22 protein-coding genes and 1 pseudogene are annotated in these 25,082 nt (G+C 70.2%); 10 read left to right on the top strand and 13 right to left on the bottom strand.

The features are described 5' to 3' along the window. From A3Q40_RS19990 to A3Q40_RS19525, 3 genes and pseudogenes are all read left to right on the top strand, one after another. Window positions 1–888: pseudogene (locus A3Q40_RS19990) on the top strand (amidohydrolase family protein); the annotation flags it as partial. Between the two features lie 58 nt (window positions 889–946). Then, complete coding sequence (locus tag A3Q40_RS21085) at window positions 947–2,035, top strand: TetR/AcrR family transcriptional regulator (protein ID WP_335340806.1); 1,089 nt, start codon at window positions 947–949, stop codon at window positions 2,033–2,035. Window positions 2,036–2,204: 169 nt separating this feature from the next. After that, window positions 2,205–2,405: a hypothetical protein gene (locus A3Q40_RS19525; protein ID WP_157889680.1), complete on the top strand. Its 201-nt coding sequence runs from the start codon at window positions 2,205–2,207 to the stop codon at window positions 2,403–2,405. Between the two features lie 24 nt (window positions 2,406–2,429). Here A3Q40_RS19525 and aztA read toward each other — a convergent pair whose 3' ends face one another. Beyond that, complete coding sequence (gene aztA, locus A3Q40_RS19520; RefSeq protein WP_068104738.1) at window positions 2,430–3,059, bottom strand: zinc ABC transporter ATP-binding protein AztA; 630 nt, start codon at window positions 3,057–3,059, stop codon at window positions 2,430–2,432. A gap of 55 nt (window positions 3,060–3,114) precedes the next feature. Here aztA and aztB point away from each other — a divergent pair, with 55 nt between their 5' ends. Genes aztB through aztD form a run of 4 tightly spaced genes read left to right on the top strand, consistent with a single transcriptional unit; the run spans window position 3,115 to window position 7,379 of the window. After that, window positions 3,115–3,996 carry a zinc ABC transporter permease AztB gene (gene aztB, locus A3Q40_RS19515; protein ID WP_235606377.1) on the top strand — a complete coding sequence of 294 codons (882 nt, stop codon included), beginning with the start codon at window positions 3,115–3,117 and terminating at the stop codon, window positions 3,994–3,996. After that, on the top strand, window positions 3,981–5,222 hold the full coding sequence (locus A3Q40_RS19510) for an ABC transporter (RefSeq protein ID WP_068099273.1): 1,242 nt from the start codon (window positions 3,981–3,983) through the stop codon (window positions 5,220–5,222). Before aztB ends, A3Q40_RS19510 begins: the two co-directional genes overlap by 16 nt. 1 nt (window position 5,223) lies before the next feature. Beyond that, on the top strand, window positions 5,224–6,135 hold the full coding sequence (gene aztC, locus A3Q40_RS19505; protein ID WP_068099272.1) for a zinc ABC transporter substrate-binding protein AztC: 912 nt from the start codon (window positions 5,224–5,226) through the stop codon (window positions 6,133–6,135). 20 nt (window positions 6,136–6,155) lie between these two features. Next, window positions 6,156–7,379, top strand: a complete 1,224-nt coding sequence (gene aztD / locus A3Q40_RS19500) for a zinc metallochaperone AztD (RefSeq protein ID WP_235606376.1) — start codon at window positions 6,156–6,158, stop codon at window positions 7,377–7,379. 6 nt (window positions 7,380–7,385) lie between these two features. Here the strand turns inward: aztD and A3Q40_RS19495 are convergent, their stop codons facing one another. The 6 genes from A3Q40_RS19495 to A3Q40_RS19470 form a co-directional block, all read right to left on the bottom strand. Continuing rightward, window positions 7,386–8,180, bottom strand: a complete 795-nt coding sequence (locus tag A3Q40_RS19495; RefSeq protein ID WP_235606375.1) for an SDR family oxidoreductase — start codon at window positions 8,178–8,180, stop codon at window positions 7,386–7,388. Window positions 8,181–8,284: 104 nt separating this feature from the next. Further along, window positions 8,285–9,397, bottom strand: a complete 1,113-nt coding sequence (locus tag A3Q40_RS19490; RefSeq protein WP_068099271.1) for an ABC transporter ATP-binding protein — start codon at window positions 9,395–9,397, stop codon at window positions 8,285–8,287. A gap of 11 nt (window positions 9,398–9,408) precedes the next feature. Next, window positions 9,409–10,290: a carbohydrate ABC transporter permease gene (locus A3Q40_RS19485; protein ID WP_068104728.1), complete on the bottom strand. Its 882-nt coding sequence runs from the start codon at window positions 10,288–10,290 to the stop codon at window positions 9,409–9,411. Further along, entirely contained in the window at window positions 10,290–11,237 is a 948-nt protein-coding gene (locus A3Q40_RS19480; protein WP_068104727.1) for a carbohydrate ABC transporter permease, read from the bottom strand. Before A3Q40_RS19480 ends, A3Q40_RS19485 begins: the two co-directional genes overlap by 1 nt. Next, window positions 11,237–12,586: an ABC transporter substrate-binding protein gene (locus A3Q40_RS19475; RefSeq protein WP_068104725.1), complete on the bottom strand. Its 1,350-nt coding sequence runs from the start codon at window positions 12,584–12,586 to the stop codon at window positions 11,237–11,239. The genes A3Q40_RS19480 and A3Q40_RS19475 overlap by 1 nt, the downstream gene beginning before the upstream one ends. Before the next feature lie 7 nt (window positions 12,587–12,593). Further along, window positions 12,594–13,616, bottom strand: a complete 1,023-nt coding sequence (locus A3Q40_RS19470) for a sugar-binding transcriptional regulator (RefSeq protein ID WP_068104723.1) — start codon at window positions 13,614–13,616, stop codon at window positions 12,594–12,596. Between the two features lie 69 nt (window positions 13,617–13,685). Between A3Q40_RS19470 and A3Q40_RS19465 the strand changes: the two genes are divergently transcribed. Beyond that, window positions 13,686–14,708 carry an NAD(P)-dependent alcohol dehydrogenase gene (locus A3Q40_RS19465; RefSeq protein ID WP_068104721.1) on the top strand — a complete coding sequence of 341 codons (1,023 nt, stop codon included), beginning with the start codon at window positions 13,686–13,688 and terminating at the stop codon, window positions 14,706–14,708. Beyond that, entirely contained in the window at window positions 14,705–16,195 is a 1,491-nt protein-coding gene (locus tag A3Q40_RS19460; RefSeq protein WP_068104719.1) for a mannitol dehydrogenase family protein, read from the top strand. Before A3Q40_RS19465 ends, A3Q40_RS19460 begins: the two co-directional genes overlap by 4 nt. 15 nt (window positions 16,196–16,210) lie before the next feature. Here A3Q40_RS19460 and A3Q40_RS19455 read toward each other — a convergent pair whose 3' ends face one another. The 5 genes from A3Q40_RS19455 to A3Q40_RS19435 form a co-directional block, all read right to left on the bottom strand. Next, window positions 16,211–17,335, bottom strand: coding sequence for an ROK family protein (locus tag A3Q40_RS19455; RefSeq protein WP_068104717.1), 1,125 nt, complete (start codon window positions 17,333–17,335; stop codon window positions 16,211–16,213). Next, window positions 17,332–18,744, bottom strand: a complete 1,413-nt coding sequence (locus tag A3Q40_RS19450; RefSeq protein ID WP_068104715.1) for a sugar ABC transporter permease — start codon at window positions 18,742–18,744, stop codon at window positions 17,332–17,334. Before A3Q40_RS19450 ends, A3Q40_RS19455 begins: the two co-directional genes overlap by 4 nt. Next, on the bottom strand, window positions 18,741–19,535 hold the full coding sequence (locus A3Q40_RS19445) for an ATP-binding cassette domain-containing protein (protein WP_068106747.1): 795 nt from the start codon (window positions 19,533–19,535) through the stop codon (window positions 18,741–18,743). The genes A3Q40_RS19450 and A3Q40_RS19445 overlap by 4 nt, the downstream gene beginning before the upstream one ends. Window positions 19,536–19,540: 5 nt before the next feature. Then, window positions 19,541–20,662, bottom strand: a complete 1,122-nt coding sequence (locus A3Q40_RS19440) for a sugar ABC transporter substrate-binding protein (protein ID WP_068104713.1) — start codon at window positions 20,660–20,662, stop codon at window positions 19,541–19,543. Between the two features lie 88 nt (window positions 20,663–20,750). Further along, entirely contained in the window at window positions 20,751–22,142 is a 1,392-nt protein-coding gene (locus tag A3Q40_RS19435; protein WP_068104711.1) for an FGGY family carbohydrate kinase, read from the bottom strand. 190 nt (window positions 22,143–22,332) lie between these two features. On the opposite strand from A3Q40_RS19435, the gene A3Q40_RS19430 reads away from it, so the two are divergent. Further along, the gene (locus A3Q40_RS19430) at window positions 22,333–23,016 is read left to right on the top strand and encodes a TetR family transcriptional regulator (protein ID WP_068104709.1); all 684 of its coding nucleotides are present in this window, start codon (window positions 22,333–22,335) and stop codon (window positions 23,014–23,016) included. On the opposite strand, the gene A3Q40_RS19425 is transcribed toward A3Q40_RS19430, so the two are convergent. Then, the gene (locus A3Q40_RS19425) at window positions 23,000–25,027 is read right to left on the bottom strand and encodes an acyltransferase family protein (RefSeq protein ID WP_068104707.1); all 2,028 of its coding nucleotides are present in this window, start codon (window positions 25,025–25,027) and stop codon (window positions 23,000–23,002) included. The genes A3Q40_RS19430 and A3Q40_RS19425 overlap by 17 nt on opposite strands. Window positions 25,028–25,082: the final 55 nt, after the last annotated feature.

Here is a 25,082-nt window from a genome sequence, read left to right as displayed (position 1 = left end):
CCCCTCGCGGCACTGGTGAACGGACCCGGCCGGGGCGACTTCCGCTGGCAGCACCTGCCCACCACCTTCGACGTCTACTCCGACGGCATCGACCTGGTGGTGTTCGAGGAGTTCGGTTCCGGCCGGGCTGCGCTGCACCTGCGAGAAGAGCTGGGCCGCAACGAGTTGCTGCAGGACGAGGCCTACCGCCGGTGGTTTCGCGCGGACTTCGAGAAGAAGTTCTCCTCTCGGGTGTGGCACCGCGACTTCGCGGACGCCGAGATCACCGAGTGCCCCGACGCGTCGGTGGTGGGCAAGAACATCGCCGAGGTGGCCGACGAGCGCGGGATTCACGTGGTCGACGCCTTCCTCGATCTGGTGGTCGAACACGGGCGAAAGCTACGATGGCACACCACCATCGCCAATCACCGCCGCAAGCAGATGGACAAGCTGATCACCCGACCGGGTGTCACGGTCGGCTTCTCCGACGCCGGCGCGCACCTGCGGAACATGGCGTTCTACAACTTCGGCATTCGCCTGCTGCGTCGGGTGCACGACGCGCGGGAGGGCTTCCTCACCGTCGCGCAGGCCGCGCACAAGCTCAGCGGCGAGTTGGCGGACTTCTACGGCGTCGACGCCGGTCACCTGCGGATCGGGGACCGAGCGGACATCGTCGTGGTGAACCCGGCCGGCCTGACCGACGAGGTCGACGCGTACCGGGAGGAGACCATGCCGGAGTTCGGCGGCCTGAGCCGCATGGTGAACCGCAACGACGACGCGGTCACCGCCACGCTCGTCGGCGGCCGGGTGGTCTACCGCGGCGGCCGCTTCGCCTCGTGGTTCGGCGTCTCCGAGCGCGCCGGGCAGTTCCTGCGCGCCGGCGTGCGCACGCCCGCCGCGGGCGCGGCCGCTGCGGCGAAGACCGCCGATCGGCCGCCGCGGGCGCCGACCGCCGACCGGCAGCAGTGTGAGGCGGACCCAGGAGGAACGCCGGACCGCGACCGTCGGCAAGCTCGTCGACGCCGCCATCGCCTCGCTGTGCGAGAAGGGCTACGCCGCCACGACGGTCACCGAGGTGGTCACCCGCGCGGGCCTGTCCTCGGGGGCGATGTTCCGGCACTTCCCCACTCGGCTCGACCTGATGGTGGCGGCGGCGGACGAGGTGCGCCGCCGACAGTTCGAGGAGTTCCGGACGGGTCTGTCGGCGTTCGGATCGGCGTCGGTCGAACACTGCCTGACCCTGTTGCGCGCGGCGTGCCGGGCACCGATCAACGGCGCCTGGTACGAACTGCTCATCGCGGCGCGCAGCGATCAGGCATTGCGAGAGCGGCTGGTGCCCTTCACCGAGCGGTACCACGCGAGAGATCGTCGCGCTCGGCCGAACTCTGCCCATCGCCGGGTCACTGCCCCCGGCCGAGGTGGATACCGTGCTCTTCTCGGTGGTATTCCTCCTCGACGGGGAGGCCCTCTCCGCCGTCGTGCATCCGCAACCCGAGCAGGAGCAGCTCCGGCTGGACCTGGTGGCCCGGTTGTTGCGCGGCGACTCGGTGCATCGACGAAGCGAGGCGAGTTGACCCAGCAGGAACCACCCGAGCCGCACGCGCAGTGGACGGTCCGGTCCACCGGAGCGGACGTCGCGGTCTTCGAGTACGGCCGACGCGACGCGGAGACGACCGTCGTTCTCGTGCACGGATATCCGGACGATCACCGCATGTACGAGCCGCTGATCGCCGCTATCGGCGACCGCGCTCGCGTCGTCGCCTACGACACCCGCGGTGGTGACACCCTCCTCGACACTCCGGACCGCACCGCGTCCTACGCCCTCGAGCGACTGGCCGAGGATTTCTGGGCAGTGGTCGACTCCATCCCCGATCGCGACGGTCCGGTCCACGTGTTCGCGCACGACTGGGGATCGGTCCAGATGTGGGAGCCGTTGCGCGACAGTCGCGCTCGTGTCGACGTCGCCTCCTACACCTCGGTGTCCGGACCCAGCATCGACCACCTGCGGGCAGTGTCGCGCCGGCGGGCCTGCGCCCCTGGCAATGGCCGTCGTTGATCGGCCAGCTGGGTCGGTCCTGGTACATCTGGGGCTTCCACGTCCCCGTGCTCGGGAAGTACGTGCCGACGGCGTTCGTCAAGGCCGGACCGAACGATCCGGCTCCCGCGGCCACACCCGAGAACATGGCACGCGGGTGGAGTTGTACCGCGCCAACATCGTTCGACGGATGATCTCCGGTCCCGAGCCACGGTGCGAGGTGCCGACGACGATCGTCGTGCCGAGGCGGGATCGTTTCCTCTCCCCCGACCTCGTCGAGGACGTGGAGCGGTGGGCCCCCGATCTTCGTATCGTGCGGGTCGACGCGAAGCACTGGTGGCCCTGGACCCACCCCCGCGACGCGGCGGAACTCCTCCTCGGTCGCGCCTGAGCCGCGGACGGGCGCGTCGCCGGGTCACTCGATCCGGCGGCCGCCCTCCAACCGGACCACCCGGTCGGCGGCGGCGATCACCGCGGGGTCGTGCGAGACGCAGACCACGGCGGCGCCGCGACGTGCCTCGTCGACCATCGCGGCCCGGATCCGCTCGGCGCTCGCGGCGTCGAGTCCAGTGGTCGGCTCGTCGAGCAACAGCAGGTCCGCCCGCCGCGCGAGCCCCTGGGCGAGCAACGCACGCTGACGCTGACCGCCGGACACCGTCGCGAACGACGCCGAGGCGAGATCGGCGATGTCGAGGCGGCGCAGCGCGCCGTCCACCAGCGCCCGGGTGCCCGCACGCGCGGGGCGCCACCGACCGAGCCGACCCCAGGTACCCACCGTCACGACGTCCCGGACGGTGAGCGGCAGGCCGTCGGACACGGCGGTGCGCTGGGGAACGAATGCGATCGTCCCCGACACCACCCGCCGACCCGCCGTCGGCACCACGGTGCCCGCGATCGTCTCCACCAGAGTCGATTTGCCGGAACCGTTGGGTCCGGCGATCACCGTCACCGTGCCCGCGCGGACGTCCAGGTCGACGTCGCGCAACGCCACGGTGCCGTCGTATTCCACGCGGAGTCGGGTGAGGTGGGCCGAAACGAGGGTCATCACCACACCATAGACGGTTTTGATAATCGTTTTCGATACTGTTACGTTCCCGACCGTGACGAATCCGGCACTCGGTGCGCTGATGGACCCGTTCGCCCACGGGTTCGTCCAGCGCGCTGCCCTGGGCGGTGCGCTGGTGGCCGTGCTCTGCGGTGTCGTCGGCACCTGGGTCGTGGTGCGCGGCATGGCCTTTCTGGGTGAAGCGCTCGCGCACGGCATGCTGCCGGGGGTCGCGCTCGCCACCGTGCTGGGTGCTCCCGTGCTGGTGGGCGGAGCCCTCGGCGCCGCGGTCATGAGCGTCGGTATCACCGCGCTGCAGCGTCGCGGCCGACTGTCGTACGACACCAGCATCGGCCTGCTGTTCGTGGCCATGCTCGCACTCGGCGTCATCGTCGTGTCCCACTCCGGAAGCTTCGCCACCGACGCCACCACGATCCTGTTCGGCGACGTGTTGGCGATCGACGAGACCGACCTCGTTCTCCTCGCCGTGGCCACGGCGGTCGGAATCGCCGCCGCGACGGCCTTCCACCGCCCTCTCGTGGCGCTCGCGATCGACCCGCGTATCGCCGCCGTCCTCGACCTCGGCCCCCGCTCGGCCCGCGCGGTCCTGGTCGCCCTCGTCACCCTCGCCGTCGTGGCGTCGTACCAGGCCGTCGGCTCGCTGCTGGTCGTCGGCCTGTTGCTCGCCCCGGCCGTGGCGGCCGGTCCGTGGACCGACCGCATCCCGACCCGCATGGTCCTGGCGGCCGTGATCGGGGTCGCCAGTGTCGTTGTCGGCCTGCTGGTCTCGTGGCACGCAGCCACCGCGGCCGGCGCCTCGATCGCGGCCACGGCCATCGCGGCGGCCGCCCTGTCGCACGCGGCGCACGCGGCTCTCCCCACCCGTCGACGCGCGTCGACACCCGTCCCCGAAAGGTCACCGTGCACCACCGACTGACCCGCGCCGTCCTGGCGCCCGCTCTTCTCACGCTCGCCCTGTCCGGGTGCAGCGCCGAGCCCGCACCGGTCGACGATCGGGCGGCCGACGAGACCGCCGTCGACGCGAGCGGTGACGGCCACGGCGCGATCGACGGCGCCGAGGAACTGGCCGAGCCGCGCCTCGGTCTCACGTCCGTCGACGCCGCCGGGACGGTCACCCACCTCGACCTTCTCGACGAGACGACGACCGAGCTCGGCCGTGTCGACCCGCCCCGCGCGGTGCACACCGACGGTCGATACCTGTTCGTGCAGAACGATTCCGGCGTCGAAATAGTCGACAGCGGTGTGTGGACGTGGGACCACGTCGACCACTTCCACTACTACCGGGCGCAGCCGCGCCTCCTCGGCACGGTGCCCGGGGACGGCGACGTCACCGTGAGCACGACGAACTCGTCGACGTCCGGCGGGACGGGGCTGTACTTCGCCGGGTCCGGCGACGCCGTCCTGCTCGACACCGAGGCACTCTCTCGCGGTGAGATCCGCGAACTCTTCCGGGTCACCGGCGCTCCGGGTCCCGGCCTGACCGTCCCGGTCGGTTCGTTCGCGCTCGTCACCGAGGGGAGCGGCGCGGCGCGCACCGTCGTCGGCCGTGCCGCCGACGGGACACCCACCGGACTCGTCGACTCGTGCCCCGACGCCGGCGGTACCCGGACCACGCGGGTCGGCGCCGTGATCGGCTGCGCCGACGGCGCCCTCCTCGCCACGGCCACCGACGACGACGTGACGACGCAGCGCATCCCCTACCCCGAGGGGCTGTCCGGTGTGTCCGTGGCCGAGTTCGACAACCGAGAGGGCCGGCCGACGGTCGCCGGCCTGGTCGGCGACGAGATCCTGCTTCTCGACACCCGCGACAGGTCCTGGACCCGGCTGCCGGCTCCGGCCCCGCTGGTGCACGTCACCGCGGTCGACGACGGCGACGACCACGTGCTCGCGGTGGCCCGCGACGGTCGCGTCCTCGTCCTGCGCGGCACCGACGGAGCGGTCCTGGCCGAGACCGCGCCCCTCGTCGCGGCGTCGGTCGCTGCCGGTGCCACGCCGACGCTCGTCGCCGACCAGCAGCGGGCCTACCTGAGCGGACCCGTCGAGAAGACCCTGTACGAACTCGATTTCGCGGACGACGCACGCATCGCCCGGACCTTCGACACGGCGACCGAACCCGTGTTCACCGCCGGGACGGGGCGCTGACATGACACGACGGTTACTGTCCCTCGCCGCGGTCGCCCTGGTGATCTGCGGCGCCGCAGCGTGTTCCGCGACGGACGACGACCGACCCACCGTCGTCGTCTCCACCAACATCCTCGGCGACGTGGTGTCGAGCGTCGTCGGAGACGAGGCGCGCGTGGTCACCCTCATGAAGCCGAACGCCGACCCGCATTCCTTCGAGATCTCGGCGCAGGACGGCGCCCTGCTGCGGTCCGCCGATCTGGTTGTCTCCAACGGTCTGGGACTCGAGGAAGGTCTCCAACAGCACCTCGACGCGGCTGCGGCAGAACGAGTTCCGACCTTCGTCGCCGGCGATGCCGTCGACGTCCTCGACTACCGGGACGGCGACGCGGCGGGAACGCCGGACTCGCACTTCTGGACCGACCCGACGCGGATGATCGACGTGGTCACCGCGCTGGAACCCGTGCTCTCCGGCCTGGACGGGGTCGACCCCGACAGGATCGCCGCGCAGACCGCCGAGTACACCGCGCGCCTGACCGAGCTCGACCGCACGATGGCGACGACGTTCGACGCCATTCCGCGCGATCGCCGAGCCCTCGTGACCAACCACCACGTGTTCGGCTACCTCGCGGACCGCTACGACTTCGACGTGGTCGGCACCGTGATTCCCGGCGGGACCACCCTCGCCGCACCGTCGGCGTCCGACCTGTCCGATCTCGTCGACGCACTCGAGCGCACCGGGGTCCCGGCCGTCTTCGCCGAATCCTCCGCACCCGACCGACTCGTCCGCGCCCTGGCCGACGAGGCCGATCTCGAGGTGCGCGTCGTCGAACTTTTCTCGGAGTCCCTCACCGAACCCGAGGGCGGAGCCCCCGACTACCCGACCATGATGCGCGCCAACGCCGATCGCATCGCCGACGGACTCGCCCCCTGACCGGAATCACCCTCACAGAAATGGATCACCGCATGCGCATCAACGCCGTTCGACGATCGACCACCGCGGTCGTCGCCCTCACCGCCGCCGTCGCTCTGACAGCCTGCTCCGCCGACACCTCGACCACGTCGGACGCTGCGACCACGTCCGACGGCGCCACCGCCGAGCCCGGACCCCGCGTCGTCGTGTCCTACGCGGGCGGGCTTCGCGTCCTCGACGCCGAGACGCTCGCCGACGTCGCCGACTTCACGTCCGAGGACTACACCCGCCTGAACGCCGCCGGCGACGGGCGTCACGTCATGGTCACCACCAGTGCCGGATTCCAGGTGCTCGACACCGCGGCGGGCACGGCGGACACCCCGGAACTCACCGACACCGTGTTCCCCGCCGAGAAGCCGGGCCACGTGGTCCACCACGCCGGGCGCACCGTGCTCTACGCCGACGGCACCAGCGACACCACCATCCTCGACACCGCCGCTCTGGGTACGACCGACGGCATGCCCGAGACGGAGACCGTCCCCGGCACGGAGGCTCATCACGGCGTCTCCGTGGTCCTGTCCGACGGCACTCTGCTGACTACCGTCGGAAACGCCAACGGGCGCACCGGTATCGAAGCCCGGTCCGAGAACGGGGACGTCGTTGCCTCGAGCGACCGCTGCCCGGGCATCCACGGCGAGGGCACAGCGCAGGACGAACGGGTCGTGTTCGGGTGCGAGAACGGCGCCCTGGTCTACGACAGGGGCGAGGTCACCAAGCTCGACGCACCGGACCAGCCGTACGGCCGGATGGGCAACACGTACGTGAGCGAGACCAGCCCCCTCGTCGTCGGCGACTACAAGGACGACCCCGACGCGGAAGGTCTGCTGCTGGACCGGGTGACCGTCGTCGACACCGAGGCCAAGACGCTCGACGTGGTCGACCTCCCCGCCGGAGTCGAGTACACCTGGCGCGGCGTCACCCGCGGCCCGAACGATCTGGCCTACCTGATCGGCACCGACGGCGCGGTCCACGTCTTCGACCCGACCACCCGCACGGTCACGGCGTCCTACCCGGTCATCGGAGAATGGGACGGCCCCGCTCGGTACCAGGACGCGCACCCGGGGATCTCCGTGGTGGGCGACACCGCGTACGTCACCGAGCCCGCCACGAACACCGTCCACGCCCTCGATCTGACGACCGGCGACGTCGTCGCCACCGCGACCCTGGACGTCACGCCCAACGAGTTCGTCGCCGTCGCCGGCTGACGACGGTTATCGACGGAACCCGCCCTCGGAGTCGATGACCTGCCCGGTGATCCACGCGGCGTCGTCGGTGCAGAGCCAGGCGATCAGCCGGGCGGCGTCGTCGGGTGATCCGATGCGCCCCGTCGGAAAGCGCGCCGCTACTGCGGCGCGGTCGGCCGGGGACAGGTACCCGGTGTCGGTGGGGCCGGGGTTGACGGTGTTGACGCGGATTCCGACGTCGGCCAGCTGGTCGGCGACGGTCACCGTCACCCCGGCCAGCGCCGCTTTGGCCGCGGCGTAGGCGATCTCACCGGGCATCGGGCCGAGGTGTTGGCCGGAGGTGAGGAAGACGATCGATCCGGGACGGCCCGGGACGTGGCGAGCCGAGAAGCCCTGGGCCAGCAGGATCGACGTGCGCGCGTTCACGGCGAAATGTCGGTCCAGATCGGCGGCGGTCAGGGCGCCGAGGGGACCGTCGGACCCGGACAGAGCCTGGTTGCAGACGAGGACGTCGACCGCGCCGAATTCCGCTGCGGCGCGGTCGACGATCGCCTCGGGCGCACCGGGGTCCGTGAGATCGCCGGACACCTCCATCACGCGAGCGCCCGCCACCAGTCGGGAGCGCACGCTGTCCACGACCGCCGCGACGTCGTCGCCGCCCCAGGGTTGCTCCGCGTCGTGCGGCGAGTGGTGATGGCACACCACGTTCGCCCCGAATGCCGCGAGCCGACAGGCGACGGCGTGGCCGATCCCCACCCGCCGGCTCACCCCGGTGACCACGGCGGTGCGACCGAGCAGGGGGTACGGATCGCGCACGCTCACGCCGGCCAGTACACCAGACCGCGCGAGGATCGCCACACGATCGGCGCGGAGTCCGCGGATTCGCGGATCGGCGCGCGATCGTGTGGCAGAACTCGCGGCGACTCCTACGCCCCGATCCGATCTCCCGTCTCCGGGTGGAACAGGTGGGCCGAACCCTCGCGCTTGCGCAGCGTCACGGTCTCACCGATCCGCGCCGGGGCCCGCTGCGGGGACCGCGCGACGATGGTGGCCGAGGTGCCGTCGATCGCGCGGATCTCCCGGTCGGGGAAGCTCGCGTAGAGGTAGCTCTCGTTGCCCAGCTCTTCCACCAGGTCCACTTGCACCAGCAGGCCGTCGTCTTCCGCGCTCCCGATCTCGAGCTGCTCGGGACGCAGGCCCAGGGTCACCTCGTCGAGGCCCGCCGCCGCGATGGCGGTCAGCTGATCGCGCTCCAGAGCCACGAGACGCTCACCCACCCGGACCCCGCCGGACGCGACGGGCACCGTGAACAGGTTCATCGCGGGTGAGCCGATGAAGCCGGCCACGAACGCGTTCACCGGGTGGTCGTAGAGCTCGGTGGGCGAGGCGAACTGTTGCAGGCGGCCGTCTTTCAGGATCGCCACGCGATCACCCATCGTCATGGCCTCGACCTGGTCGTGCGTGACGTACACCGTGGTAGTGCCGAGGCGACGCTGCAGAGCGGCGATCTGCGTGCGGGTCTGCACGCGGAGCTTGGCGTCGAGGTTCGACAACGGCTCGTCCATGCAGAACACCTGCGGCTCGCGCACGATCGCGCGGCCCATGGCGACACGCTGACGCTGACCACCGGAGAGCTTGCCGGGCTTGCGGTCCAGGTACTCGGTGAGGTCGAGCAGCTTCGCTGCTTCCTGCACCTTGCGGTTCCGCTCCTCCAGTCCGACGCCGCGCATCTTGAGCGCGAACCCCATGTTCTCCCCGACGGTCTTGTTCGGGTAGAGCGCGTAGTTCTGGAACACCATCGCGATGTCGCGGTCCTTGGACGGCACGCCGACCATGTTCTTCCCACCGATCTCGATGGCACCGCCGTCGATCTCCTCGAGGCCGGCGAGCATGCGCAGCGCGGTGGACTTCCCGGACCCCGACGGTCCCACCAGGACGACGAATTCGCCGTCCTGGATGTCGAGATCGAGCGAGTCGACGGCGAGCTTATCGGCGCCCTCGTAGATGCAGGACGCGTTCTTGTACGAGATTGCAGCCATGATCGTTTCTCCTACTTGATGGCGCCGAAGGACAGGCCGCGCACGAGCTTGTTCTGCGCGAACCATCCGGCGAGGACGACGGGGAGGGCTGCGAACGTCGCAGCGGCGGAGAGCTGGGCCCAGTAGAGGCCCTGACCGGTGATGAAGCCGACCAGGTAGACCGGAATGGTCTGCGCCTGAACGGCGGTGAGGTTCACGGCGAAGAAGAACTCGTTCCAGGAGAAGATCACGCAGATGAGCGACGTCGCCGCGATCCCGGGCGAGACCAGCGGCAGGATGACCTCCCGCACCGACGTCAACAGCGAGGCGCCGTCCATGCTCGCGGCCTCGAGCAACTCGCTCGGCACCTCGAGGAAGAACGAGCGCATCATCCACACCGCGATCGGCAGGTTCATCGCCGTGTAGAGAACGATCAGCGCCCAGATGTTGTCCAGCAGACCGATGTCGCCAACGATGACGTACAGCGGCACGATCGCCGCCACGACGGGAAGCATCTTGGTCGAGATGAAGAAGAACAGCACGTCCTGCGTCTTCTTCACCGGGCGCAGCGACAGTGCGAACGCGGCCGGAACCCCCAGCAGCAGAACGAGAAGCGTCGAGACCACGGTGGCGAACGCCGAGTTCGCGAGGGTGGTACCGATCCCGCTCTCGAGCACCCCGCGGTACTGATCGAGGGTGGGCGTGAAGAAGATCTTCGGGGTGGAGGTGTAGGCGTCCGCCTCCTGCTTGAACCCGGTGATCACCATCCACAGCACCGGGAAGAAGAAGACGATGCCTGCGATCCAGGCGACGAGGGACCAGATCGACCCCGGTCCCCACGACCGCTTCCGGGACACCGGGGCGGTCGTGCTCGGGGCGCTCCGATCGGTGCCCCGCTCGGTGGTGGTGCTCATCAGGCCGCCTCCTCTTTCCCGCTGAAGCTCGTGAAGATCAGTCGCAGCGCCAAGGTGCTGACGACGATGGTGGCCACCACGGTGACGACGCCCATGGCCGCCGCCTGTCCGATGTCGAAGCCGAGGAACGCGCGCTGATAGATGTAGAACGGCAGGTTCGACGACGCGACTCCCGGGCCACCGGAGGTCATCATGTAGACGGCGTCGAAGGTGTTGATGAGGTAGATCGCACCGAGGACCGCTCCGAGCTCGATGAAGCGCCGCAGGTGCGGCAACGTCAGCTCGCGGAACAGGGCGATCGGCCCGGCACCGTCCACGCGCGCAGCCTCCGCGATGTCCTTCGGCATGGACTGCAGGCCCGCGAGGATCAGCAGCATCATGAAGGGGGTCCACTGCCAGACCAAGTTGGTCATGACGGCGGCGAGCGGGAACCGCGAGACCCAGTCGATCTGACCCACCCCGAACGGGCTGAGGACGAAGTTGATCAGGCCGAAGACCGGGTCGAACATGGTGGTCTTCCAGATCAACGCGCCGGCGACCGGGGTGACGAGGAACGGGGTGATGAGCAGGGTGCGAATCAGGCTGCGTCCGATGAACTTCCGGTCGAGCAGCAGCGCGAGCGCCAGGCCCAGCACCACCGAGATGAGCACCGTGCCCACGATCATGATCACGGTGTTGAACGCGACCGTCCGGAACTGGCTGTCGCGGAACACGTCGACGTAGTTGTTCAGACCGTTGAACTCCCGCGATCCGGGGCGCACCAGGTTCCACGACTGCGTCGAGTAGTAGAGCGTGAACAGGAACGGGATCTGCGTGACGACGATCGCGAACACCATGGCGGGCAGCAGGGGCCCGCGGCGGCGCCACCCCTCCGCCTTCGAGATCACGCGTTCGCGGGGAACGACGGTGGCGTCGGACCTCGCCGAGCCGACATCGGTCGTGGTCATCACTGATCCTCCTGGTACGTCTTGCCGACCACCTCGGCGTACTGCTGCGCTTGCGCGAGCGCGTCCTGGACGCTGATCTGTCCTGCCACGGCGGCGCTGATCTGTTGGCTGACCCGCGTGCCGAGATCCTGGAACTCGGGAATCGTGAGGAACTGGACTCCGGTGTACGGCACCGGGTCCACGGTCGGATCGAGCGGGTCGGCGCCGTTGATCGAGTCCAGCGTCACCTGCCCGAACGCGGCCGACGCCTCCTTGTACTCCGGAATCTCGTAGGTGGACAACCGACTACCGGGCGGCACGCGTTCCCACCCGAGTTCGGTGCCGACCTTCTGCAGGTACTCCTTGTTCGTCATCCACGAGACGAACTTCCAGGCGTCGTCCGGGTTCTCCGACGTCGTCGGGATGCCGAGCGACCACGAGTACAGCCACCCGTTGTCGCCCTTGACCGCCGACGGCGCCTTCGCGTAGCCGATCTTGCCGACGACGGTGCTCGACGTCGGGTCCTCGAGAACCGACACCGCGGAGGTGGCGTCGTACCACATGGCCGTGTTGCCCTGAGCGAGTTGCGTTCCGCACTCGCTGAATCCGCTCGTCGCCGCGCCGGCCTGCCCGTGCTCCCGCACCAGATCGACGTAGAACTGCACGGCCTGCTCGACCTGCGGACTGTCGAGTTGCGCGTTCCAGTTCTCGTCGTACCAGCGGCCGCCGAATGCGTTGATCACGGTGTTCAACGGAGCGAGCACCTCGCCCCACCCGGGCTTGCCGCGCAGGCAGATTCCCGACACGCCCGGGCGGTCGAGCGCCGCGGCGGCCTCCGCGACCTGGTCCCAGGTGGGCTCGGCCGGCATGGTGATGCCCGCTTCCTCGACGAGGTCCTTGCGGTACATGAGGAACGAGGACTCGCCGTAGAACGGAACCGAGTACATGCTGCCCTCGTACGACAACGACTCCTTGAGCGACGGGATGAAGTCGTCCTCGTCGTACCCCGGCGTGGCCTGCGCGTAGTCGGACAGGTTGGTGAGCCACCCGTTCTCGGCCCACTGCGGCGTCTCGTAGTTGCTGATCATGACCACGTCGAATTCACCGCCGCCCGTGGCCACCGACGCCGTGATCTTCGCGCGGGCCTCGTTCTCGGACAGGGACACGAACTTCAGGTTCACACCGGGGTTCGCGGCCTCGAACTCCGGCGCGAGCGAGATCGCGTCGGACATCTGCGAGTTCGAGACGATGGCCACGGTGATGGTCGTGCCGCCACCGTCACCACCGAACGATCCCGCGCCCGCGCAGCCGCTCGCCGTCAGCACGGTGGCTGCGGCGAGGGCGACGAGTGGGACGAATCGTGATGTCACGTCGGTACTACCTCGATTCCTTCGTGGGGGTGCTGCCGGGCTCGTCGAGAAGGTCGAGAGCACAGGCGATATCGGTCACCAGGACGGTGGCCAGACGGCCGCGCAGAGCGGCCCGGACCGCAGCGTGCTTCCGCGCGCCGCCGGAGATGAGCAGAGTGGTGGCGCAGTTCCGAATGTCGTCCAGCGGGACCGAGACGGTGCGCTCGGCCAGCGATCCGCCGACGTCCCTGCCGTCGGCGTCGAAGAACCGCCCGCCGATCTCGCCGACCGCGCCGAGGCGGTCGAGTTCGACCAGCAGATCGGCGTCGAGGAAGCTTCCCTCGAACAGCGTCGTCGAGGTCGAGACCGGGCCGAGCCCGAAGAACATGAGATCCGCGGTCCGGCCCGCGTCGAGAGCCCGGGACATCAGCGAGTCCTGCTGCAGCGCGACGACGGTCGCCGGGTCGGCGTAGAGCGGGGCGTTCAGGCGCATCGGCGTCGCCTGCAGCTGGTCGGCACACCGTGCGAGCACGAAGTCGACGCCGGTCTGGTAATCCGCCGTGCTCATGGACCCGTCCAGCTGCACCACCCGGGCGCACCGGGTGCCGCGGCCCTGCAGTGCCTGCGCCACCGCTACGGTCTCCGGCCCCCAGGTGAAGCCCAGAGTGTGCGCGGGCTGCAGACGCCGGATGAGCACGCCCGCGGCGGCGCGTCCCACCGCGTCGTACCGACCGCCGGCGTCGTCGATGCTCGACGTGACCACCATCGCCTCGTCGAGGCCGTACCGCTCCTCGAGTCGGCGTTCGAGATCGGTGTGCACCGATCCACTGATCTCCTCGGGCACGTGGATCTCGATGCGCACCAACCCGTTCGCCCGGGCGCGGGCGACCAGCCGACCCGCCGTGGGGCGGGAGACGCCCAGTTTGGCGGCGATCTCGGCCTGGGTCGCGCCCTCGACGTGGTACATCGTCGCCGCACGCAGCGCCAGCCTCAGCTCGTCGCTGCCACTCGGCGTCGTCACGATGTCGCTCCCGGCTCTTAAGGTGAGCATCTGCTCACCTGGTGTTCATCTGCTCACTTAAGCTAGCATTCAGGTGTGATCCACACAACAGTCGAGTCCATGCGTGCCGCAGTTCTCACGGAACCGGGACGCCTCGAGACGCAGACGCGGCCGATACCGACCCCCGCGGGCGGCGACGTCCTGATCCGCGTGGCGTCCGTCGGGGTCTGCGGATCGGACGCGCATTACTACCGGGAAGGCCGCATCGGGGACTTCGTCGTCGACGCCCCGCTCGTCCTCGGTCACGAGGCATCGGGCGTGATCGTCGGCGTCGGCGACGGCGTCTCCCCCGAGCGCGTCGGATCGCGGGTGTCCATCGAGCCGCAGCGGCCCGATCCCCACAGCCGCGAGACCCGGTCGGGCCACTACAACCTGTGTCCCCACATGGAGTTCTACGCGACCCCGCCGGTGGACGGAGCCCTCTGCGAGTACGTGACCATCGGATCGGAGTTCGCGCACGACGTTCCGGACTCGGTGTCCGACGACGCCGCGGCCCTGTTCGAACCTCTCTCCGTGGCCGTCGCGACTGCCCGCAAGGCCGGGATCACCGGCGGCTCGCGGGTGTTGATCGCAGGCGCCGGCCCCGTGGGGCTGCTCACCGCGCAGGTCGCCCGGGCCTACGGCGCCACGGAGATCGTCGTGTCGGACGTCTCGGCCACCCGACGCGCCGGAGCGGCCCGGTACGGAGCCACCCGTGTGATCGACCCCGCCGCCGAATCCGTGCACGACCTCGACGTCGACGCCTTCGTCGACGCGTCCGGGGCACCCCGCGCCGTACAGGACGGGCTGCGCGCCGTGCGCCCCGCGGGCACGGTGGTGCTCGTGGGGATGGGCGGCGACGAATACCCGATTCCGGTGTCGGTGATCCAGAATCGCGAGCTCTGGGTCACCGGGGTCTTCCGCTACGCGAACACCTGGCCCACCGCCCTCGAGCTGGTCCGCACCGGCCGCATCGACCTCGACGGCATGGTCACCGGCCGCTTCGACCTCGATCACGTCGAGGACGCACTGAACCACGACCGCACCGACGGCGCCGTCAAGGCCGTCGTCACCGTGACCCCCAGTCAGGAGACCCTCTCGTGAAGCTGTCCGCCGCCTCCCTCGACCGGCTCCCCGACGACGTCGACGTACCCCGGTACGACCGGTCCGCGATCACCACCGGCATCGTGCACTTCGGCGTCGGCGGCTTCCACCGTGCTCACCAGGCGATGTACGTGGATCGGTTGCTGCGCAGCGACTTCGAGTCCGCGTCGCGGTGGGGCATCTGCGGCGTGGGTGTGCTGCCGGGCGATCGCCGCATGAAGGACGTCATGGACGCCCAGGACTGCCTCTACACCCTGGCGCTGCGGCACGCCGACGGATCGTGGGACACCTCCGTGATCGGGTCGATCGTCGAGTACCTCTTCGCGCCGGACGATCCCGAGGCGGTGGTCGAGAAACTCGCTCACCCCGACACCCGCATCGTCTCCCTCACCGTGACCGAGGGCGGGTACAACTTCTCCGCCACCACGGGCGAGTTCGATGCCGAGAACTCCCTGATCCGAGCCGATCTGGCGGCGGGTGCCGTACCGAGCACCACCTTCGGGCTCGTCTGCGAGGCCCTGGCCCGCCGCAAGGAGCGCGGTCTCGCGCCGTTCACGATCATGTCGTGCGACAACATCGAGGGGAACGGACACATCGCTCGGTCGACCTTCACCGCGTTCGCTCGACTGAAGGATCCCGCACTGGCGCAGTGGATCACGGACCACGCGCAGTTCCCCAACTCGATGGTGGACCGCATCACCCCCGTCACCACGCCCGACGTCGTCGACGAGCTCGCCACGCGGTACGACCTCGAGGACGCCTGGCCCGTCGCCGCGGAACCGTTCACCCAGTGGGCGCTGGAAGACTCGTTCACCCTCGGGCGGCCGGCCTTCGAGGACGCCGGTGTGCAAGTGGTCGACGACGTCACCCCGTACGAGCTGATGAAGCTGCGGCTGCTCAACGCGAGCCATCAGGCCCTCTGCTACGTCGGCTACCTCAGCGGATACCGACTGGTCCACGACGTCACACAGGACCCGCTGTTCGCTCGATTCCTATTGCGCTACATGGACGAGGAGGCCACGCCCACCCTGCAGCCGGTGCCCGGGATCGATCTCGCGGACTACAAGCGAACGCTGATCGAGCGCTTCTCCAACCCCGAGATCCGGGACACCGTGGCGCGCCTCTGTGCCGAGTCGTCCGACCGGATTCCGAAGTGGCTGGTCCCCGTGGTGCGCGCCAACCTCGACTCCGGCGGTCCAGTGGCGCTGTCCGCGGCGGTGATCGCCAGTTGGGCGCGCTACGCCGAAGGGGTCGACGAGCAGGGGGAGCCCATCGACATCGTCGACCGGCTGAAGGACTCGCTGGTGCCGGTGGCGCGATCGCAGCACGAGGACCCGCTCGCGTTCGTCCGCAACCGGGACCTGTTCGGCGACCTGGTCGACGACGAGCGCTTCACCACCGCGTACCTCGATGCGCTGGGCGGATTCCACAGCCGCGGAGCGCGAGCCGTCGTCGAGGAGCTGGTGGGCCGACCTGCTCGCGCCTGATCGACCCGCTCGCGCTCAGAGGCGCGGAAGCAGCTGTGCGAAGGCCAGTTCCGCCGCCCCGATGACCGAGATGCGACGGCCGAGACCGGACACGTGCAGGGCCACGCCCTGCTGGCGGCCGACCAGGCAGTCGTTCACCGCGGCGCGGACGTGGTCCATCACCGACGGCACCCCGAGCACGTCCGCGAAGAGGCCGCCGAACACGACGGCGCGAGGATCGACCATCGTCACGATGGTGCACACCCCGGTGGCGAGATCCTCGACGTACGCGTCGGGGAGCGTCCCGCGGCGAGCGGCGATGTCGGCGATGGCCCGCGCGAGCGCGGCGGGACGCGCCGGCCCCGCCAGTCCGAGCGCGTCGCGCAACGCTTCCTGACCGACGGAGAGTTCCCAGCACCCGTCGCTGCCGCAGCTGCAGCGCCGCCCCCGGCGGGTCGCCCGCATGTGCCCGACCTCGCCGGCGTACCCACCGGAGCCACCCAGCAGCGTTCCCGCGCTGAGGATCCCGGCGCCGACACCGAACTCGGCGAACAGGTAGACGACGTCGTCGACGCCGCGTGCGCAGCCGCGGGTGTGCTCGGCGACGACACCGAGGTCGGATTCGTTTGCCACGACGCAGGCGAGGCCGACCGCGTCACCGACCGACTGCCCCAGCGGCACGTCGCGCCACCCCAGGTTGGGGGCGACCCGCACCGACCCGTCGGCGGACCGCACCAGTCCCGGCACCGCGACGCTCACCGCCCGCGGCGACGTCCCGACGCGAGCAGTGAGGTCGGCGGTCGCCGCAACGATGCGCTCGACGAGTTCCTCGGGCGACCGGCCGGCACCCCTCTCGTGCTCGACCTCGGCGAGAGTGGTACCGCCCCAGCCGATCGCGGAGAAGGTGACCCAGTCGACCGCCGCGTCCACCGAGAGGACCCACGCGGCGGAGGCGACGGGATCGACGACGAGCGACGGGCGTCCCGCACCACCCCCGCTGGAGGGGTGTTCGGTGACCAGCCCGTCCGCGACGAGGTCGTCGACGAGGGACTTGACCGTGCTGCGGTTGAGGGAAAGGTCCTCGGCGAGTTCCGCCCTCGTCCGTGCGCCACCGAGGTGGACGGCACGGACGAGGGCGGAGCGAGTGGATCGATCTCTCACCGAGCGATCGGCGCGCGGCGCCGGGACAGCGCGTCGACACTGGCGGCGAGCAGGAGCACCAGACCGGTGACGATCGACACCACGGCGGCCGACTGACCCTGCAGGCGCAGGCCGTTGTCGATCACCGCGATCACCGCCGCACCGATCACCGCGTCGCGCACGCGGCCGCGACCGCCGAACAGCGAGGTGCCACCGATGACGGCCGCACCCACCGCGAACAGCAACGTGTTGCCGCCGCCCGCCTGCGGATCCACCGACCCGACCTTCGACGCGGCGACGATGGCCCCGAGCGCCGCGATGGTGGAGCTGACGACGAACACGCTCATCCGGATCCGACGGACGTCGATACCCGCACGCCGCGAGGCCTCGGCGTTGCCGCCGACCGCGTAGACGTGCCGGCCGTACGACGTGCGGTCGAGCACGAACGTCGCGAGCACGAGCACCGCCAGGACGATGGGCACCACGTACGGGATGCCCGCGATCGACAGCACCGCCGGGTTGGGGCTGCGGTTCACCGTCATCGCCCACGTCGCCAGAGCCGCGAAGATCGCCAGGGCACCGATCTTCACCAGGATGAGTGCCGTCGGCGGTGCCGTGAGGCCCTTCCGCAGCCGGGTGCGCTGGCGGCCGAGGTTGATCGCCGCGAACCCGCCGACCACCACCACGAACAGCACCCAGCTCGCCCACACCGGCAGCGACCGGTTGGCCACGGCGAACAGCACCGGGTTGTCCGAGATGCCGAGCGTGCCGCCCTCGCCGATCAACTGCAGGACCACGCCGCCCCACGCGAGGAACAGCGCGAGGGTGACCACGAAGGACGGGATGCCGACCCGCGACACCAGGAATCCGGTGAGGCAGCCGATGGACGCGCCGACGCAGATCGCGAGGACGATCTCGATCCAAGGGTTCGCCGGGACCCCCAGCACCGCGATCAGCAGAGCGATCGCCGCGGGCACGATGGCCACCCACAGGCGGGTGAGGCCGGCGAGCACCCCGGCGAGCACGAGCACGAGGCAGAAGGTGTAGAACACCCCGGTTCCCATGCCGCCGAGCAGGTTTCCGCCCTCGGTGTAGTGCAGGGCGAGCACCGCCGCCGCCACCCCGGATCCCGTGCCGGCCGACAGATCGATCTCGCCCAGCAGCAGCACGAACACCAGACCCATGCCGATCAACGCGGTCGCGGCACCCTGGGTGAGCAGGTTGGCGACGTTGTTCAGCGTGAGGAACTGCTCGGACAACGAGGAGAACACCACGAGCAGCACGACCAGGCCGGCGAGAGCCGGCAGAGCGCCCAATTCGCCGCCGCGCAGACGCGCGACGTAGTCCTGCCCGGCCTGCCCGAGCGAGCGACGCTCGGTGTCCATCGAGAAATCCGAGCGCGCCCGGTCCTGTTCCGGTGCGGCGGTCATATCGTCACCGCCTTCGCCTCGGCCGACGGCAGTCCGATGTCGCCGCTCCGACCGGTGGTGATCAGTTCCACGATCTGCGGAACCTTCACGTCCGCCGTGCGGACCTGAGCCGCCATGCGGCCCAGGAAGAGCGCCGCGACGGAGTCCGACACCTCCACCACGTCGTTCATGTTGTGGCTGATGAGCAGGACGCCGACACCCGAATCCGCCAGTCGCCGAACCAGATCGAGCACCTGGCGGGTCTGGGCGACGCCGAGGGCCGCGGTGGGCTCGTCGAGCAGCACCACCTTCGACTCCCACAGCACGGACTTCGCGATCGCGACGGTCTGGCGCTGTCCGCCGGACAGCGCCGCCACCGGGGTCCGCACCGACTTCACGGTGCGGACCGACAGCGACGCGAGCGTGTCGCGCGCCGCCTGCTCCATCGAGGCCTCGTCGAGCAGTCCCTTGGCCGTGCGTTCGCGGCCGAGGAACATGTTCTGGACGATGTCGAGGTTGTCGCAGAGCGCGAGGTCCTGGTAGACCACCTCGATTCCGAGCGCCGCGGCGTCCTTCGGGCTGGACACCGACACGGGCTCGCCGCCGAAGCGGACCTCGCCCGAGTCGGTTCCGTGGATGCCGGCAATGCACTTCACCAGCGTCGACTTGCCCGCACCGTTGTCACCGACCAGGGCGGTGACCTCACCCGCGCGGACCGTCAGGTCCACGTCGTGCAGCACGTGCACGGGGCCGAAACTCTTGTTGGTCTCCCGCAGTTCGAGCACCGGGGGAGCCTGGGCGGTGTCCGCCATGCCGGTCAGGAGATGCCCGCGTCGGCGCACGCCTGTGCGACGTCGCCGGTGCACAGCGCGTCGGCCGTGACGGCCCCGCCGTCGACGGCGACCTTCACGTTGTCGCGCGTGATGGTGACCGGATCGAGCAGGACCGACTTCACCTGACGATTGCCCTCGGGGTCCTCCGACGTGGCCGTCGCCTTGGCGTCGGCCGCGGCGGTGTCGCCGTTGGCCAGATCGATGGCCAGTTCGGCCGCGGCCGCCGCTTCCTTCGCGACGTCCTTGAACACGGTCATGCACTGATCGCCGCGCAAGACGGCGCGCAGGCCGTCCTCGGTCGCGTCCTGCCCGGTGACGGGCACGGTGCCGTTCAGACCGTTCTTCTGCAGCACGGTGATCACGGCGCCGGCCAGACCGTCGTTGGCGGCAAGGACGCCGTCGACGCGGCCGCCGTTGGCGGTCAGCAACTGCTCGAAGGTGGTGGCACCGACCTGGTTGTCCCACTCGGGGATGGCCTGGTCACCGGCCAGCCGGAACTCGCCGGAGTCGTACTTCGGCTGCAGCACCTCGAGCGCACCGGCCTTGAACAGCGTCGCGTTGTTGTCCGTCGGGGACCCGTTGATCTGGATGATCTGGGCGCCCGGCTTCGCGCCGACGCAGTCGACCAGGCCCTGACCCTGCAGGTTGCCGACGGTGGTGCTGTCGAAGGAGACGTAGTAGTCGGCCGAGCCGCCCAGTGTCAGGCGGTCGTAGTCGATGGTGGCGACGCCGGCCTCGGTGGCCTTCTTCTGCACGGCCGCACCGGATTCCGACGACAGGTTGCTCATCAGGATCACCTTGGCGCCCTGACTGATCATCGAGTCGGCGATCGACGAGAACTTGGTGGTGTCGCCCTCGGCGTTCTGGATGATCGGGTCGAGACCCGCGTCGCTGAGAGCCTTCTGCAGGAGCGGACGGTCCTGGGACTCGTACCGCGCGGAGGACTTGGTGTCGGGAAGGATGACCCCGACCTTGGTGCCGCCGTTGTTCGATCCGCCGCTGTCTCCGCTGCCGGTGTCGCCGCCGCTGGAGTTGCTGCCGCACGCCGTCAGTGCCATGACGAGGCCGACGCCCGCCGCGGTGAGGGCGAGCTTGGTGTTCTGCATCGATCGTCCCTTCGGTTGTATGTTGCGGAGCACAACATATTCCTAAGGGTGTGATCCAGGCAATAGGGCCCCTCTGACGTGGCCCGGGTCACATACCGTCGGTCAGGTCCCGCACCTCGGCGTAGCGCTCCCGCACCGCCGGAACGGGGTCGGCCTCGTACCGGGGCACGTCCGCCGAGACCCATTCGGGCGGTTCCACCGCGCCCGAGCGCACCCAGGCGGCCTGGCGCGCGGCTCCGTCCGCCACGTACTCGCCGGGTGCCGGGACGTCGACGGGCAGACCGAAGACCGCGGGCGCGAGCCGGCGAACGGCCTCGGACTTCGCCCCACCACCGACGAGCAGGACGCGCGACACCGTCGCTCCCTGCGCGCGCAGATGGTCGATACCGTCGGCGAGACTGCACAACAACCCGTCGACGGCCGCGCGGGCCAGGTGCGCCGGGGTCGAATTGCCCAGTCGCAGGCCGTGAATCGCACCCGTCGCCTCCGGCCTGTTCGGCGTCCGCTCCCCTTCGAGGTACGGCACCATGACCAGCCCCTCGCTGTCGGTCGACAGCGCGAGCCGCGAGAGTTCGTCGTGATCGACCCCGAGCAACCGTGCCGTCGCGTCGAGCACCCGTGCCGCGTTCAGGGTGCACACCAGGGGCAGTTGGCGGCCGGTGGCGTCGGCGAAACCCGCCACCAGTCCCGACGGGTCGCGCGGAGCCACCGTGGTCACGGCCGAGACCACGCCGGACGTCCCGACGGACACCACCAGATCGCCCTCGCCCGCACCCAGAGCCAGTGCGGCAGCGGCGTTGTCCCCCGTCCCGGGTCCGATCACCGCACCACCCGGCGTCGTCCCGATCGATGCCGACGGGGCCGCCACCGTGGGCAGGTGGGGCGTGCGTCCTCGGAACGCGAGGTCCACCAGGTCCCGCCGATACTCATCGGTGGCGGCCGAGAAGTACCCCGTGCCGCTGGCATCGCCCCGGTCGGTGGCCAGGGCCTCGAGACCGTGAGCGACGCCGAGTCGCCAGGACAACCAGTCGTGCGGAAGGCACACCGCTGCAGTGCGATCGGCGCTCCGGGGCTCGTGATCGGCGAGCCACCGCAGTTTCGCCGCGGTGATCGCCGCCACCGGCACCACACCGACGGCGTCGGCCCACGCCCGGCCGCCCCCGAATTCCTCGACCAGGTCCCGAGCCGACCCCGCCGACCGAGTGTCGTTCCACAGCAACGCCGGACGCACCACCTCGCCGTCGGCGTCCAGGCACACCATGCCGTGCTGCTGCGCGCCGACGGACACCGCCTCGACACCGTCCGTCCCGCCCGCGTCCGCGAGTGCGACCTCGAGGGCCTCGAACCACCGCGCGGGGTCGATCTCCGTGCCGTCGGGATGGGGCGCGCGGCCCTGCCGCACCAACTCCCCGGAATCGGCATCGCGAACAACGACTTTGCAGGACTGGGTGGAGGAATCGACACCCATCACCAACGCCACGACTCGTCCTTTCCCGTACCGGTTCGAGTCACCGGCCTCCGGCCTTCCCGGTTTCAGACGACCGGCCTCCGGCCTTCCCGGTTTCAGACGACCGGCCTCCGGCCTTCCCGGTTTCAGACGACCGGCCTCCGGCCTTCCCGTTACAGGCGACCGGCCTCCGGCCTTCCCGGTCGAACGCTACCGTGGGACCGTGCCCGCCCACGACGAGTCCGGCGAAACGGACCGATTCCGACTCGACGTCATGAGTGCGGCGCTCGAACTCTTCGAGAGCCGCGGGTTCGACGCCACGACGGTCGATCAGATCGCGGACCGGGCCGGCATCTCGCGTCGGACCTTCTTCCGCCAGTTCCGTTCGAAGGACGACGTGGTGTTCGTCGACCACGACGTGACGCTCGCAGCGGTCCGAGACTCCCTCGCCCGCAGCGAACTCCCCCCGTACGACGCCGTGTGCGACGCCGCCGCTCAGGTGTACGAGCGCTTCGCCGGCACCCCCGACACCACGCGTCGTCGGTACCGCGTCGTGCAGGCCGTGCCCGCGCTCCGCGAGCGGGAACTGGTGATGGTGCTGCGGTACGAGCAGGTCTTCGTCGGCACTCTCCGGGACCGCACGCCGGACGCCGATCCGCTGATCACCGTGCAGTTCGCCGCCGCGGTGACGGCCACGCACAACTATCTGCTGCGCCGGTGGCTCCGGGACGCGACGGCCGTCTCCGCGGCCGACGTCCGGGCCGCACTCGCCGCCGTCCGGACGCGCTTCGCCGCACCGTCGTCGTCGACCGGACCGACGGTGGCGATCCTGCCCCCCGGAGTCCGTCCGGACGACGTCACCGCCGTCCTGACCCGACACTTCGGGACCGTCACCACCACCGAGTGACGTCGCCGATCGTGCGGTCCACCACCGGCGCGAGGGTCCGGACGTACGATGCCGACAGGTGATGAGAATCGTGGTAGATCAACACGTTTCCCTCCACGACCCGGCACCGCTCGGGGCCGCACACCGCGTCGGAGAAGTCCACGGGTACCACGTTCGGGAACGGCGCCGACGCGGCCACCGCCGGATCGACCTCCGCGAGCACCTCCGACCGCGGCAGACCACAGGACTCGGCGTCGCCTCCGTCGGCGATGCAGTCCGCGGCGCGATAGGGGACACCGTCGACGCTGAGCCATGGGGTGTCGCGGATACCGAGCACCGGCAGACCGGCCGCCTCGAGGCGCGCCCACACGTCGGTGTACGCGGTCGGGGTGATGTCGCCGAACTCGGTGGGCGAGGGCCTCGTCGACGTCGTGACCACCCAGTCCGGCCGTTCGGCGGCGAGCCGCGTCAGGACGTCCTCGGACCAGTCGCGGCAGTCCGGGTACGGATTGGCGTCCAGCAGCAGCGGTTCACCGATGTCCAGCGGGCAGCCCATCTTCAGGTAGGTCACCACGGCGACCCCGCGGGCGCGGCCGATCTCGTCGAGAGCCGGAAGCCAGTGCTCGGCGTGCGATCCGCCCGCCAACGCGAGGGTGCGATCGCCATTGGGGTCGCCGTAGGTGCACGTGACGACGTCCCGCTGGGTCATGTCGGCGATGCAGCCGTCGAGCGTGGACTGCGGAAGGTCCATCGCGGCGTCGAGAACGGACGGGCGCATGGGCGCATCGGGCACCGGGACGCCGTCCGTCAGTGCGAGGGCACCCGGGTACAGCCTCGGGTCGAGGTCCGACGCGGTCGGACCCGTCGTCCGCTGCAGGTAACTCTGCCAGCCGCCCGCCGTGAGAGCCAGCACCAGAACGCCGACGATCACGGCACGGACGGCCGTGCGTGACCCGTCGGCAACCCGTCGCTCGACGGCGTTCCGGGTTAGGACCGCGAGGCCCACCGACGCCGCGACGATCAGCGCCCCGGTCAGCGGGTTCACGGTCCCGCCGGCGTCGAGGACGGCGATGAGAATCGGCCAGTGCCACAGGTACAGCGGGTAGGCGATCGAGCCGAGGAACAGCAGGGGGCGGGAGCCGAGCAGCCGCGTGACCGTCGTCGGGGAGCCGGGATCGGTGCCGGCCAGGATCACGGCCAGCGCCGCGCCCACCGGGACCAGGGCCCACGGTCCGGGATAGTGCGCCGCGCCGTCGATCACCGCCCCGCCGAAGCAGACCACGAACAACCCGGCGACCCCGAGCACGGCGCGCACCCGGCTGGCCACCACGATTCGCCCGATCAGGAGGCCGGCCAGTGCACCCACCCCGAGCTCCCAGAAGCGGGCCGCCGTGTCGTAGTAGGCCCAGCCCTGCCGCACGGCACCGATCCGCGTCGCGTAGAGGAACGACGCCGTCGTTGCCACCAGCAGCGACCCGATCAGCAGTGGCCGCACCGCGTCCGGTCGGCCGACGCGGCGGGCGATCGTCACGATCGCGGCGACCAGCAGGATCGCCACCGCGTAGTACTGCGCCTGCACCGACATCGACCACAGGTGTTGCAACGGGCTCACGGACGCGTCCGCGGCGGCGTAGTCCGACGCGGTGGTGGCCAGTTCCCAGTTCTGAACCTGGGCCAGGGTCGTCAGGACCTGCCGCGTCGTCGCGTCCCACGTCGTGAACGGCAGGAGGATCGCGGTCCAGACCCCGACGGCGAGCAGAACCACCGCCATCGCGGGATACAACCGCCGGGCCGTGCGGGGGACGACGGCGCCCAGCGCACCGGCCTCGGCCCGCCGCAGCACCATCGCCGTGAAGAAGAAGCCGGACAGGACGAGAAAGACGTCGACGCCGCCGGACACGCGACCGAACCAGATGTGGAACACCACCACGAGCGCGATCGCGAGCCCACGCAATCCGTCGAGGTCGGTGCGGTGGACGGCGGTGCGGGCCACGGCGGGAGCGGTCGAGACCCGATCGACGTCGGCGGTCATGCAACCACCTCTCGCACGTTCGGTCTTCCGTCCCAGGATACCGATCGAGCCGACG

The sequence above is a fragment of the Rhodococcus sp. PBTS 1 genome, assembly GCF_001620025.1.
Lineage (GTDB): Bacteria > Actinomycetota > Actinomycetes > Mycobacteriales > Mycobacteriaceae > Rhodococcoides > Rhodococcoides kroppenstedtii.
This window is presented reverse-complemented; position numbering and strand designations above follow the sequence as displayed.